11 protein-coding genes are annotated in these 14,179 nt (G+C 54.1%); 2 read left to right on the top strand and 9 right to left on the bottom strand.

All coding sequences use genetic code 11. The features are described 5' to 3' along the window. Window positions 1-425: 425 nt before the first annotated feature. Together serA and rpiA are read right to left on the bottom strand one after the other, a co-directional pair. Window positions 426-1,664, bottom strand: a complete 1,239-nt coding sequence (gene serA, locus UC14_RS02535; protein ID WP_112150873.1) for a phosphoglycerate dehydrogenase — start codon at window positions 1,662-1,664, stop codon at window positions 426-428. A gap of 350 nt (window positions 1,665-2,014) precedes the next feature. Beyond that, entirely contained in the window at window positions 2,015-2,677 is a 663-nt protein-coding gene (gene rpiA, locus UC14_RS02530) for a ribose-5-phosphate isomerase RpiA (RefSeq protein WP_013576792.1), read from the bottom strand. Window positions 2,678-2,904: 227 nt separating this feature from the next. Between rpiA and UC14_RS02525 the strand changes: the two genes are divergently transcribed. Continuing rightward, window positions 2,905-3,807, top strand: a complete 903-nt coding sequence (locus UC14_RS02525; protein ID WP_013576793.1) for a LysR family transcriptional regulator ArgP — start codon at window positions 2,905-2,907, stop codon at window positions 3,805-3,807. 28 nt (window positions 3,808-3,835) lie between these two features. Here UC14_RS02525 and UC14_RS02520 read toward each other — a convergent pair whose 3' ends face one another. After that, window positions 3,836-4,744: a LysR family transcriptional regulator gene (locus tag UC14_RS02520; RefSeq protein WP_015690335.1), complete on the bottom strand. Its 909-nt coding sequence runs from the start codon at window positions 4,742-4,744 to the stop codon at window positions 3,836-3,838. Between the two features lie 106 nt (window positions 4,745-4,850). Between UC14_RS02520 and UC14_RS02515 the strand changes: the two genes are divergently transcribed. Then, entirely contained in the window at window positions 4,851-5,693 is an 843-nt protein-coding gene (locus tag UC14_RS02515) for an SDR family oxidoreductase (RefSeq protein ID WP_015690336.1), read from the top strand. Window positions 5,694-5,750: 57 nt separating this feature from the next. On the opposite strand, the gene UC14_RS02510 is transcribed toward UC14_RS02515, so the two are convergent. The 6 genes from UC14_RS02510 to UC14_RS02485 all read right to left on the bottom strand — a co-directional run bounded on the left by UC14_RS02510 (window position 5,751) and on the right by UC14_RS02485 (window position 14,092). Beyond that, window positions 5,751-6,521: an oxidative stress defense protein gene (locus UC14_RS02510; RefSeq protein ID WP_112197175.1), complete on the bottom strand. Its 771-nt coding sequence runs from the start codon at window positions 6,519-6,521 to the stop codon at window positions 5,751-5,753. 103 nt (window positions 6,522-6,624) lie between these two features. After that, on the bottom strand, window positions 6,625-7,242 hold the full coding sequence (gene argO, locus UC14_RS02505; protein WP_015690338.1) for an arginine exporter ArgO: 618 nt from the start codon (window positions 7,240-7,242) through the stop codon (window positions 6,625-6,627). Between the two features lie 181 nt (window positions 7,243-7,423). Next, window positions 7,424-8,311: a small-conductance mechanosensitive channel MscS gene (gene mscS / locus UC14_RS02500; RefSeq protein ID WP_112197174.1), complete on the bottom strand. Its 888-nt coding sequence runs from the start codon at window positions 8,309-8,311 to the stop codon at window positions 7,424-7,426. Between the two features lie 136 nt (window positions 8,312-8,447). Beyond that, window positions 8,448-9,716 carry an MFS transporter gene (locus UC14_RS02495; protein WP_013576799.1) on the bottom strand — a complete coding sequence of 423 codons (1,269 nt, stop codon included), beginning with the start codon at window positions 9,714-9,716 and terminating at the stop codon, window positions 8,448-8,450. A 60-nt stretch (window positions 9,717-9,776) separates the two neighbouring features. After that, window positions 9,777-12,875 carry a beta-galactosidase gene (locus UC14_RS02490; RefSeq protein ID WP_015690339.1) on the bottom strand — a complete coding sequence of 1,033 codons (3,099 nt, stop codon included), beginning with the start codon at window positions 12,873-12,875 and terminating at the stop codon, window positions 9,777-9,779. 134 nt (window positions 12,876-13,009) lie between these two features. Next, the gene (locus tag UC14_RS02485) at window positions 13,010-14,092 is read right to left on the bottom strand and encodes a LacI family DNA-binding transcriptional regulator (protein WP_013576801.1); all 1,083 of its coding nucleotides are present in this window, start codon (window positions 14,090-14,092) and stop codon (window positions 13,010-13,012) included. Window positions 14,093-14,179 lie beyond the last annotated feature (87 nt).

Below are 14,179 nucleotides of genomic sequence, written 5' to 3'. Positions count from 1 at the left end.
CACGTGAAACACGCTAAGAAAGCGGCTCCTGTTGCTCAGAAGGCGCAGGCGGCTAAAAAGCACGTGAAACATGCTAAGAAAGCTGCTCCGGCTAAAGCAACTCCGGCAGCATAAGAAGTCACTAAGAAGTCTTTGTGAACGAATCTGTTCACTCTTATCAAGACTGAAAAATTTAACACCCGGTTCGCCGGGTGTTTTTTTCTCCGTTTTCTGCCCTGAGGTACTGACAGATGATGCTGCGCCGCTACCTGTTCGAAATCACTTTTTCATCAATGATCCTCTGCGGTCTGATTACCCTGTCCTTTTACTTCTGACGTTTTGATCCCCCCTTTATTCCCTCTGCAGACATTTTTTAACGCCCTGATGCCATAAAACAAAAAACCGCCTTTCGGCGGTTGGTATTTTGTCTGTTTCAGAAAGGCTTATCAGTAAAGCAAACGGGCACGAATGGTTCCCGGAATCGCCTTCATCAGTTGCAGCGCGGTAGTCAGCGTATTGATATCCGTTTCTGCATCAATCACCACATAACCGATTTCTGGACTGGTTTGCAGGTACTGCGCAGCAATGTTGATACCCTGTTCCGCAAAAATCTGGTTGATGCTGGTCAGCACACCCGGACGATTTTCGTGGATATGCAGCAAACGGCTGGCTTTCTCGGTATGCGCTGGCAGAGACGCTTCCGGGAAGTTGACCGCTGACAGTGTAGAACCGTTGTCAGAGTATTTCGCCAGTTTGCCTGCCACTTCGAGGCCGATACCTTCCTGCGCTTCCATCGTTGAACCGCCGATATGCGGCGTCAGCAGCACGTTGTCAAATTCACACAGCGGAGAATTGAACGGGTCACTGTTAGTCGCCGGTTCTTCCGGGAAGACGTCGATAGCCGCACCGGAAAGATGTTTGTTACGCAGCGCATTGCACAGAGCAGGAATGTCGATCACGGTACCGCGTGAGGCGTTGATTAACAACGCGCCAGGCTTCATCTGCGCCAGTTGCAACTCGGAGATCATGTCTTTGGTTCCGGCTGTTTCCGGCACATGCAGCGTGACCACGTCGCTGGTGTTGAGCAATTCTTCCAGCGTGGCAATCGGCTGCGCATTGCCCAATGGCAATTTGCTTTCGATGTCGTAATAGAAAACGCGCATCCCCAGGCTTTCCGCCAGGATCCCCAGTTGCGTACCAATGTGGCCGTAACCGATAATGCCCAGACGCTTGCCGCGCGCTTCGAACGAGCCGACGGCTAATTTGTTCCAGATACCACGGTGCGCCTTGGCGTTAGCTTCAGGAATGCCACGCATCATCAGCAGCATTTCGCCCAGCACCATTTCGGCAACCGAACGGGTGTTGGAGAAGGGTGCGTTAAAGACCGGAATACCGCGACGGGTCGCAGCTTTCAGATCTACCTGATTGGTGCCGATACAGAAACACCCAACAGCCACCAGTTTTTCTGCTGCCTGGAACACTTCTTCAGTCAGCTGAGTACGCGATCGGAGTCCAACAAAGTGCGCATCACGGATCGATTCTTTCAGCGATTGCGTGTCTAAAGCACCTTTGTGAAATTCAATATTGGTGTAACCCGCGGCACGGAGTGTATCAACCGCACTTTGGTGGACGCCTTCCACTAACAAAAATTTAATCTTGTCTTTCTCAAGTGATACTTTTGCCATTTCCCGACCCTATATTTTTCTGGCTGAATTCGAACTGCAAGATGACTGCTCACAGTCAACATAACAAAAAATCCGCCATCATCAATACAAACGATTGCCTGCCCCCCAGCAGAAGGCTCAGCACGCCTGCCGGTTTTTAGCATTTCATGCTGGTTCAATTTTACTGTGCCAGACGTTCAGGAGGAGAAATACAGAAATGTGACATAAGTCACCAAATTAAAGCCTTTGAAGAAAAGATGATTCAGTCAGAAAATTATCATCTTCATAACATTGCGTTATGACAGCGCAATGACGAGGCTTAGGCTGGCTGCCTTGCCCTAAAGCAGCCAGATCTTCTGCTTATATTCTGATTACTTCAGTTTGACGGTTTTGACACCTTCAGAAGTCCCGACCAGCGCCACGTCAGCACCCCGGTTGGCGAACAGGCCGACAGTCACAACACCGGCAATACTGTTGATCTTATTTTCCATCGCGACGGCATCAAGAATGTTCAGGTTATGCACATCAAGGATCACATTGCCATTGTCTGTCAGCACATTCTGGCGGTATTCCGGCAGGCCGCCGAGTTTAACCAGTTCACGCGCAACATAAGAGCGCGCCATTGGGATCACTTCCACCGGCAGCGGGAATTTACCCAGCACATCAACCTGCTTGGAAGCATCCACGATACAGATGAATTTTTTGGCAATCGCGGCAATGATTTTTTCGCGGGTCAGCGCAGCGCCACCCCCTTTGATCATCTGCATCGAGCCGTTGATTTCATCCGCGCCATCGACATACACATCCAGCGAATCCACTTCATTGCTGTCGAAAACATGAATACCCAGACTCTTCAGTTTTGCGGTAGAGGCATCGGAGCTTGAAACCGCACCTTCAATCTGGCCTTTGATGGAACCCAGTGCATCAATGAAATGTGCGGCGGTGGATCCGGTACCGACACCGACAATGGTGCCCGGCGTGACGTAATCCAGTGCGGCCCAGCCGACTGCTTTTTTCAATTCTTCCTGCGTCATAATGGCTTCTCTGTCTGATAACACGTAAGTGGCGTGAATAGTTCGGTGGAACGAAGAGTGCCGGTGATTATAAAGCATGTCCCGGCAATTTGGATAAACAACACCGCAGCCAGATCACACTTATTAAGTGCAATTGTGCTGCAAACACAAAGATTTTCCTCACCACAAATCCTGACAATCTGTGGCATAGTGTTCGGATAAAATTAAATCTAAGGGACAGAACTCCGATGAAACGCCCGGACTATAGAACGCTGCAGGCACTGGACGCGGTGATCCGTGAGCGCGGTTTTGAGCGCGCAGCGCAGAAGCTTTGCATCACACAATCGGCCGTCTCTCAGCGCATTAAGCAACTGGAAAATTTGTTCGGCCAGCCGCTGCTGGTTCGTACCGTTCCACCCCGGCCGACTGAACAGGGACAGAAATTACTGGCCTTGTTACATCAGGTGGAATTACTGGAAGAAGAGTGGCTTGGCAGTGACAGCAACAATGAAAGCAATGATACACCTCTGCTGCTTTCACTGGCGGTCAACGCCGACAGTCTGGCAACCTGGCTGTTACCGGCGCTGAAATCAGTGCTGGTTGATTCCCCTATCCGCCTGAATTTACAGGTGGAAGACGAAACGCGCACGCAGGAACGTCTGCGTCGTGGTGAAGTGGTGGGCGCGGTAAGTATTCAACCCCAGCCACTGCCGAGCTGTCTGGTGGATCAGCTTGGTGCGCTGGACTATTTGTTTGTGGGTTCGAAACCTTTTGCTGATCGCTATTTCCCGAACGGCGTTACCCGCTCCGCCTTGCTGAAAGCGCCTGCGGTAGCGTTTGACCATCTGGACGATATGCATCAGGCCTTCCTGCAACAGAACTTCGATTTATCGCCGGGCAGCGTGCCGTGCCACATCGTTAACTCGTCGGAAGCCTTTGTGCAACTGGCCCGTCAGGGCACCACCTGCTGCATGATCCCGCATCTGCAAATCGAGAAAGAGTTGGAAAGCGGCGAGCTGATCGACCTGACGCCCGGCCTGTTCCAGCGCCGTATGCTTTACTGGCACCGTTTTGCGCCCGAAAGCCGCATGATGCGTAAAGTCACCGATGCACTGATCGCCCACGGACATCAGGTGTTGCGTCAGGACTGACAGAATTATCCGGCGTGAAAAGCGGCGTTTAACCGCTTTTCTCCCGGACCATCTCGATCAATGCCCGCAGGCTCGCGGGCACATGCCGGTTGCCCGCGAAGTAGAGAAACAAACCGGGGATTGGCGGGCACCAGTCTTCCAGCACTGCAATCAGCCGCCCTTCTTTCAGCGCAACCTGCGCATAATCTTCAGGAACATACGCGATCCCCAGCCCGTCCTGTGCGGCCTCAATCATCAGTTGCGTATTATCCAGCGTCAGATTTCCCGGCACATCCACCGCCACTTCCTGCCCGCGTTTGTGGAACTCCCAGCGATAGCGTTTTCCGCTGGGCAGGCGCTGACGCAGACACTGATGGCGGGCGAGATCATCCGGCGTTTCAGGGGCGGGATGCGCCGCAAGATAATCCGGCGAAGCCACGGTCAGAAAGCGCATGTCGGGGCTGAGCCGCACAGCGATCATGTCCCGTGGAACCGCTTCTCCCAGCCGGATCCCTGCGTCAAACCCTTCCCCGACAATATCCACCAGCTTTCCTTCCGCCACCAGATCCAGCGCCACACCGGGATAACGCGCCATGAATTGCGGCACAATATTGCGCAACAACAAGCGGATAGCGCCCTCGCTGCCGTTGATACGTAATTCACCCGTCAGCCGCCCCGGCTCGCCCGCCACGTCTTCCAGCGCCGCATCAAGCCCGTTCATCAGCGGATTAATCCGTTTCAGCAGGCGTTCACCCGTTTCGGTCAGTGACACACTGCGCGTCGTGCGGTGCAAAAGGCGTGCGCCAAGACGATCTTCAAGCCCGCGCATAATATGGCTGAGCGAGGATCGGGTAATGCCTAAAAGATCGGCGGCACGGCGGAAACTGCGGTGTTCAGCAACAGCCATAAAGGCCCTGAGTTCTGCCAGGGTCGGTTTGCTCAATAATGGTTTGCTCATTGGTGGGGAATATTCACCTGTTCATGCGGGTTATTGGGTATTAACGCAACAATAGTATTGCCCTACCCTGAATGTCTGGCAACTTCTGCAACAGAGGCATTTGATAATGGCAAAGACATGGTTTATTACCGGCACATCGACCGGCCTTGGACGCCTGCTCACTGAACAGCTACTTGAGCGCGGTGACCGGGTGATCGCCACCGTACGCAAGCCGGGTGCGCTTGACGCCTTACAGGCGATCTATGGCGATCAGTTGCATAGCATCACGCTCGACGTCACAGACACTCCGGCAATCAGAGCAGCCGTTGCCGGAGCATTCGCTAAGATGGGACGTATTGATGTCGTGGTCAGCAATGCCGGTTATGGCCTGTTCGGCGCAGGCGAAGAAACCAGTGACGAACAAATCGACAGGCAGATCGCCACTAACCTGGTGGGTTCGATCCAGCTTATCCGCGCCGTTTTACCCTACCTGCGCGGACAAGGTGGCGGCCGGATTGTGCAGGTTTCATCGGAAGGCGGACAGATCGCTTATCCCAACTTCAGTCTTTATCATGCGACCAAATGGGGGATTGAAGGGTTTGTCGAATCCGTTGCGCAGGAAGTGGCACCGTTTGGCATTGATTTCCTGATCGTGGAACCCGGCCCGACCAGCACAGAATTTGGCGCCGGGCTGGATCATGCCACGCCCTTGCCGTGCTATGAAAAGACACCCGCCGGTGAGGTACGCCGGGCGATTGCATCCGGTGATTTCGCCATTAAAGGTGACGCGGTAAATACTGTCCGGGCGATGATCACCGCTGCCGATGCCGTCAGTCCGCCACTACGTCTGGCGCTGGGCAGTACCGCTTATGCCTCGATCAGCCAGGCGCTGACAGAAAGATTGCGGGTGCTGGAAGCACAGAAACAGGTGACGTTTTCAGCCGATAAAGAAGTCCGACAGGCAACATAAAAGGTCAGAAACAAAAAACCCGCCGGAGCGGGTTTTTTCATTTTTACAGATTCATTCTTACTGAGCCGGAGCCGGGGCTGGTGCAGGTGCAGGTGCAGGTGCAGGTGCCTGAGGCTGCAATTCGAATACCACATCGACCTGATCGTCGAAATGAATACTTTGCTGCTCGTAGGTTTGCGCGACATCGCTCTGCCCTGCGGCTTCGGCGGTTTTATACATACGCGCCACCGGCATCGGCTGGTAGTTAGCAACGTGATAACGAATGCTGTAAACCGGCCCCAGTTTGGTATGGAAACCTTCGGCCAGCGATTTTGCCTGCTGCGTGGCGTTTTCAATCGCTTTCTGACGCGCTTCATCACGGAATTTATCCGGATTGGCGACGCCCAGTTCAACCGCACGCACTTCATTCAGGCCGGATTTCAGCGCGCCATCCAGCAGTTCATTCAGCTTGTCGAGCTGACGCAAAGTTACCTGAACCTGACGCACGGCGCGGTAGCCCTTGAGCTGTGACGTGCCATCTTTCAGGTAGTTATATTCCGGCTGAGTACGCAGGTTCGCCGCATTGATATCTTTTTTCTCAATGCCGTTTTTCTGCAGGAAAGCAAAGTACTCTGCCACGCGTTCATCAGCCTGCTTCTTGGCGCTGGCTGAATCGTTCGCCGACACGCTGACTTCAATCGCCAGCGTCGCGATATCCGGCGTGGCATCCACGCTTGCGGTGCCTGACGTCACGACGTGCGGCCCGGCAGGTAATTCTGCCGCCTGTAACGCCAGCGGTAATGTCCCTAATCCCAACATCGCTGCTACAGCCAATGCTTTCAGTTTCACAGTGCCTCCATTAATCATCAAAGATCTGGCAATAGATAGGTCAAACAATCTGCGAAACCGTAGCATAATCCGTTACAACAGAAACTAAGATTAGTGACAAAACTCAAAATACCCCGGTCTGACGCGCCAGTTGTATTGCAATCCCCCACATGATCACGCCGACGATAACGTTGATCACCCTCTGCACTTTGCCGGTATTAAGCCAGGGCGCAAGCATGGCGGCGAGAATGGCCAGCCCGAAGAACCACATCACTGACGCACTGACCGCACCGAGTGCAAACCATGAACGCTCATCATGGCTCAGGCTGCCGCCCAGACTGCCGAGCACCACGAAAGTATCGAGATAAACATGCGGATTCAGCCAGGTCACCGCCAGCATGCTGACGACAATTTTCCAGCGACTTTGCTTCGCCACTTCAGCCTGCGCCAGTTCGGGGTTTTTGCTGAATGCCGTGCGAAATGCGCCCCAGCCATACCACAGTAAAAATGCCACGCCCCCCCAGCTCACCAGCAACAGCAACGTCGGGGATTTGCTCAGCAACGCGCTTCCGCCAAAGATGCCGCCGCAAATCAGCGCGATGTCACTCAGGGCGCACAAACCGGCGATCATCAGATGATACTGACGACGGATGCCCTGATTCATCACAAATGCATTCTGCGGGCCAATGGGTAAAATCATCGCGGCGCTCATCGCCAGTCCTTGCAGGAAAATAGCCAGCATGGGATATCCTTCAGAGAGTGAATAACAGAGATTGCGCGCAGTGTAAGGGCTTAGCCGGTATAAGAGGAAATGGATATTTCTAATCGCTCATTAGACTGGCTTATCAGTGGCAGGATGATTTTTCAGGCATGAAAAAGGCGCCCGCAGGCGCCTGTGAAAATCTGAATCCGGGAAGCATACTTTATTCGAAAGTGCGTCGTTCTTCCTGCTGGTTGCCCGCCGCATTCGGCACCTGATACAGGTGAACATCCATCTGCGGATACGCAATATTGATATTATTTTTATCCAGCGCGCGTTTGAACGATTCCAGCAGATCCCATTTCACGTTCTGTGCATCACCGTTGCTGGTCCAGGCGTACACAATGAAATTCAGGGTTGAAGCTGCCATTTCGTTGAGGCGAACCACGACGTCTTTATCTTTCAAAACGCGCTGATCGGCCGTGATGATGTCGGTCAGGATCGTTTTCACCAGATCGATGTCAGAGTCATAACCCACGCCCACCGTCAGCTCGATACGGCTGGTCGGTTCGCGTGAATTGTTGATGATGTTACCGGCGATGATTTTACCATTCGGCACCACAATGATTTTGTTGTCCGGCGTACGCAGGGTAGTGGAAAAAATTTGTACCTGAGTGACGGTACCGGCCACGCCGCCGAGATCGACATATTCACCGGCACGGAACGGACGGAAGATCACCAGCAAAACGCCGGCCGCAAAGTTGGACAGCGACCCCTGTAATGCCAGACCGACGGCCAGACCGGCGGCACCGATGACGGCAATCACGGACGTGGTTTGCACGCCAATCCGCCCCAGAACCGCAATCAGCGTGAAGGCGATAATCGCGTAACGCACCATGGCGGAAAGGAAGTCGGAAACGGTGATGTCAATACCACGAACTTTTAAGACCCGGCTGACGGCACCGGAAACGACACGGGCGATAATCATCCCCACAATCAGAATGAAGATCGCTGCCACAATATTCACCGCGTAATGAAGCAGTAACGCCTGGTTTCTCACCAACCAGTTGCCAGCATTATTGATGCTGCCCACAACGTTTAAATCATCCATTTAAAGTACCCCAAAATTACACCCTCACGGGCTGCAAGAAACCAAAGCTGCCCCGTTTAACGAGGCAGCAAGTGTTCTGTAAGGTTAACTAACAATGCGATGAAGTGCCAATTTCGCAGCAAAGAGTTCAGATAAATTAAGAATTTGCGTGGCTGTTTTTTAACGGTTCAGGGGTTTTGAATGCCTGAAGGGGGCCGCGGCCGCTCAGCGTAAAGGCAGCAATCACCGTGAAGGTCAGCGCGATGACTCCGAGGATCAGATAGGTGCCGTGGAAGCCGATTCGGTCATACATGTTGCCCGCGAAAACGGACATAAAGATGATCGCCACCTGTTTGAAGAAGCAAAAAGTCACCAGATAAATCGTCGCCGAGAAACGCACTTCAAATACTGAGGTGATGTACTTGAAGCAACCGACAATCAGGAACGGCACCTCAAACATGTGCAAGGTTTTCAGCACCACCACTTCCAGCGGCGATGACGCGAAAGACGAGCCGATGATGCGCACTGACATGATGGTACCGGCCAGCAGCAAAGCATTCTTGCCACCAATGCGGTTCACTATCAGCGGTGCGAAAAACATGATGCTGGCGTTGAGTAGCTCACCCATCGTGGTCACATAGCCAAAGACGCGCGTCCCTTCAGAAGATGACGTGAAGAAGGAGGTAAAGAAGTTGGCAAACTGCTGATCGAACACGTCGTACGTACAGGAAACACCGATGACGTACAGCGCCAGGAACCACAGCTTCTTGTCTTTCAGCAGTTCGAGGGCGAGTTTGAGATTGAACGGTTTGCTGTTCGCCCCCAGTTCGTTGGCCACGCGCGCGCTGGACGTGACTTCCGGTTTGGCGATCAGCAACAGGATGGCGAGGATCACCGCACAGCCGGAGCCGAGCCAGAACACAAATTCATTGTTGATGGTAAACATGATGCCGACCACCGATGCGCACAGCGCCCAGCCGACACAACCGAACATACGTGCACGGCCAAATTCAAAGCTGCTGCGACGGCTGACTTTTTCGATATAGGCTTCAATCGCAGGCGCACCGGCGTTGTAAATCAGGCCAAGGTAAATCCCGCCCACCACCGAACCGAGATAGATATTAATTTTCAGTAATGGCCCAAACACGTAGATAAAGAATGGCGCAAACAGGATCAGCATGCCGGTGATGATCCACAGCAAATGCTTTTTCAGTCCCAGTTTATCCGCCAGTAAACCAAACACCGGCTGGAACAACAGTGAGAACAGCGAAATGCTGGCGAAGATAATGCCGGTGTCGCTTTTGCTGATCTGATTAATATCATGCAGCCAGATCGGGAAGAACGGGAAGTAGGCACCCATGATGAAAAAGTAAAAGAAGAAGAACAGCCCGAACATCCAAAAGTTAGTATTTTTCAGGTAATACATAAGCATTTTCCTTACGTCTGAATATCGCGCCGCCGGGGATTAACACGGCGGCGCAGGCTGTCAGGCACGTTTCCAGGTGAACGAATAATGGTACTGACCGGCTGTCAGCAGGAAATCAGGGCTGACGCTCGGGCTCCACGAATCATCACCGCCGACGCCCATATGGAAGCCGTCGATGTTCAGCCAGGTGCCCTCTTCTTCACGCAACAGGTGACGGTGGCTGGTGTCCATCAACTGTTGCAGGCTGTAGCGGCTCAGGCCAAAGTGGAAATTGCCACGCAGCGTCCATCCGGCGTAATCCAGCTCACGGGTCTCTCCGCGCAGACCGTTTTCGGTCGGGAAAACGTAAGGCGTGTACATCTCGGTCAACGGCAAATTCCAGCGCCCGTGCTGCGCAGCCAGACGGCGATCCGGGTAGTTTTCATGCGGTCCCAGGCCCAGCCAGCTAACGTTTTTTGCGGTTTCAGCCAACTGACAGGTCAGGCCAATGCGCCCCGGTGACGGCACGTTTGATGCCACGCGAACCTCCGCGCTGATATGCAGTTCGCCCTGATTATCAATGCGGAAAATCTTGCGGCTCAGCAGGCGCGTTTCTTCCTCCGCCATAAACGCGTGAGTGGTCGTGATCACTACCCCGTCCTGTAACTGATCGGCGGAGATGTTTAATAAACGCGATTCCAGGTGGTACATACCCGCTGCTTTCCAGCGCTCAACCCAGGCATTCGGGTCAATACGGGTGACTTCGCTGACACCGATATCGTTATCTACCGGCGCACGGACAAACTGGTCGCGCAAGGCGGAAAGCAGGCGCGGCGTTTTACCATCGAACCACTGTTCCAGCAATCCGCTTTGCTGACTGAACTGCCAGCACTGCGCGCCGTGCAGTACGGAAATCACATCACCTTGCTGATCGAGAACCGGCGTGGCGGCAGAGATTTTTTCCGGCACCGGCAATATCAGCGGTTGCGGCAACTGCCATTGATCCCAGGCACTGCGGTGTCCGGCTTCTGACCACGCGGTCGCCTGTGGCTGGTGTACCGCAACATTCAGCCACAAATCGCCTTCTGCCTGCGGTATATCCCCCAGATTCAGGGTTTGTTTGCCGTTGGGCGCGATATTCAGTACCGCCTCGCCCTGCGAAATGACTTCGCCGTCACGTTCGATGCGCCAGACTAACTGCTCATTATCACTGTGCCGGAACAGGTATTCGCTTTGTATTTCAATCGTCAAAGGCGAAGTATCTGTGAGCGAGAACTGGAAAAATTGCTGGGCACGCTGGGCTTCAAACAAGGACGGATGCGGAGTGCGGTCAGCGAATATCAGACCGTTCATGCAGAACTGCCGGTCATTTGGCGTATCACCAAAATCGCCGCCGTAGGCCATATAACGCTCACCGTTTTCGCTGGTGCGCAGCAGACTCTGATCAACCCAGTCCCAGACAAAACCGCCCTGCAGACGCGGGAACTGACGGAACGCTTTCCAGTATTTATCAAAGCCGCCAAAGCTGTTGCCCATCGCATGGGCGTATTCGCAGAGGATCAGCGGACGCGTTTCGTCCGGCATGCTGATCCACTTTTTAATCGACCATTTCGGTACCGCCGGGAACGGCTGATCCTGCTCAACGCGGGAATACATCGGGCAGATAATGTCGGTCGCCGCGCTGTTGGCGCCGCCGCCTTCGTACTGCACCGGACGGGTCGGATCGACAGATTTGATCCAGCGGTACAGCGCGTCATGAGTGGCGCCATGACCGGACTCATTGCCCAGTGACCAGATGATGATGCACGGATGATTGCGGTCGCGCTGAACCATGCGCGTCACGCGTTCGCTGAAGGCGTTGAACCACACCGGATCATCCGACAGACGGTTCATCGGCTGCATGCCGTGGGTTTCGATATTGGCTTCATCCACGACGTACAGACCGTATTCGTCACAGAGCCGGTACCACAGCGGATGGTTCGGATAATGCGAGCAGCGCACGGCGTTGAAGTTGTGTTGCTTCATCAGCACAATGTCCCGGCGCATGGTGGCCTCATCCATCACCTGACCGTTTTCAGGATGATGTTCGTGGCGGTTGGTGCCGCGGATCAATACCGGCTGGCCGTTCACTTTCAGCAGCCCGTTGCTGATTTCCACCTGACGGAAACCGACGTCACAGGCCTCGGCTTCAATAAGCTGGCCCTGCGGAGAAATCAGGGAAATGACAGCACGGTATAAAGCGGGCTGTTCAGCGCTCCATAATGCGGGCCGGCTGACCGGCAGACGCAGCGTGGTGCGGTCAAATGCCGTCCCGCGTTCATCAATGATTTCACTGCCGAGCGGTTGCTGATGTTCTGCGACCGGTTTATCGCCCTGCCACAACTGGACGCGCACCTGATAATCAGCCGCGGTGTCCGGCGGTACCGCGGCGCTGACTTGCACTTCCAGTTCGGCCTGCGTGAAGCCGTAGAACAGATGCGTGCGCACCTGCATGTCAGTAATTTGCTCTGCCGGTTTATGCAGCAAGGTGACATCGCGGAAAATCCCGCTCATGCGCCACATATCCTGATCTTCCAGATAGCTGCCGTCGCTCCAGCGCAGCACCATCACCGCCAGCCGGTTTTCACCCGCATGCAGCACATGACTGAGATCGAATTCCGCCGGTAAACGGCTGTCCTGGGAATAGCCGACCCACTGACCGTTGCACCATAAATAGAACGCAGAATTGACGCCGTTAAACACGATGCGCGTCTGCCCGCTGCTCAGCCAGTCATTATCCACAGAAACTGTGAGCGAGTAACAACCGGTAGGGTTTTCTTCCGGCACAAACGGCGGATTGACCGGGATCGGATACTGAACGTTGGTATAAATCGGCGCGTCGTATCCCGCCAGTTGCCAGTTAGAGGGCACCTGCACAGCATCGGCCTCAGCCAGATCCTGTTGCAGCCATTGCTCCGGCACGGCTTCAGGACGGTTAAAATAGCTGAACGTCCACTCGCCATTCAGGTTACGAATTTTTCCTGAAGCCTTGTTGCTTCTCGCTTCCTCTGCATTTCGCCAGCTGTTGAACGGCGGGTGTGCGGGTAATCGGTTGCACTGCGTCGAGGCCGGTTTTTCCCAGTCACGGCGGGCCAGAACAGTGGCCAGCGATGATAATTTATCTTCCGCTGATGGATTCATAATATCTCCCCGTTAAATTGTTATGCGCTCACAATAATATAAACATGCGTAACCGGAGAGAGTAAGTAAAGTGCGGGGATGCGGGAAAGGGACGCGGATCACAAATTCCGCGTCAGTCAGTTCTTAAAAAAGATTTACAGCGCGCTGAGCTGACGTGCGATGCGGATCAGTTCCTGCGATAAAGTTTCCTGCGACACAGTGTCTGTACCCGGTCTGGCGGTTGTATGGCGTTCAACTAAAGAAGTGGGCAGTAACAATGAGGACTGCGGGTGATCGCCATGCGTATGCAGATGCTCTACCAGCCGGTTAATGCTCTCGTGACCGAGCAGGCGGAAATCCTGTTTGATGGTGGTCAGCGGCGGGAAGAAAAATGCGCTGTCTTCAGTATCGTCATAGCCCATCACCGAGATTTGCTCCGGCACCCGCAGGCCAAACTCATGGACCGCGCGCAGTACGCCCAGCGCCATCTGATCATTGGCGACCAGGATCGCCGTAGGGCGTGCGGGCTGATTGAGCAACAATAATGCCTGCTGGTAACCCGAAGCCGCGCTCCAGTCGCCATGCTGAACCGCGCACGGCGTAATATCGTGCAATGCCAGCGTATTCAGCCAGCCTTCATAACGTAAGCGTGCAGATATGGATTCGAGCGGGCCGGTCAGTACGGCGATCTGCTGATGTCCGAGCGCCAGCAGATGTTCGACGCCCTGCTCTGCCCCGCAGTGAGGATCGAACAGAATTTTAAACACATCGGCCTGCGGATCGACATCCAGAAACAGCGCCGGTAAATTGCCGCAAAGCTGTGCGATCGCGTCTGCGTCCTCATTCGACAGCGGCACGTTAATCAGCACGCCATCGACACGCTGTGACATCAGTTCATTCACCGCCGTACGACACGCGGCAAGGCTCAGGTTATCAATCATCGATATCACGACGTTGAAACCTAGCTGATTTGCGCGGGTTTTCATTGCCGACGCAATTTGCGACGGAGCGTGTAGCGCCAGTTCGGTGGTCGCCAGCCCAAGGGTGTAACTTTGTTTGCCCGCCAGTTGCTGGGCGACACGGTTCGGGACGTAATTCAGCGCAGCCATTGCCTGTTCGACTTTGTTGCGCGTTCTGACCGAGACGTGTGCAGCCTGATTCAGGACGCGCGAAACGGTCTGATAAGACACACCGGCGTGGCGCGCGACATCATCGAGGGTGACAGATTTTGGCTTCATGGCTCTCTCTTCGGGGATTCTGGCGAAACACGGATAACGGGCTATTGTGGCCGGAAAGCAGGCAATAAAAAAGGGGCCGAAGCCCCT

Origin of the sequence: Rahnella sp. NRRL B-41462, from assembly GCF_003263525.1 — a bacterium.
Taxonomy (GTDB): Bacteria; Pseudomonadota; Gammaproteobacteria; order Enterobacterales; family Enterobacteriaceae; genus Rahnella; species Rahnella aceris.
Note: the sequence above shows the minus strand (reverse complement) of the source record. Positions and strands in the feature narration are given on the sequence as shown.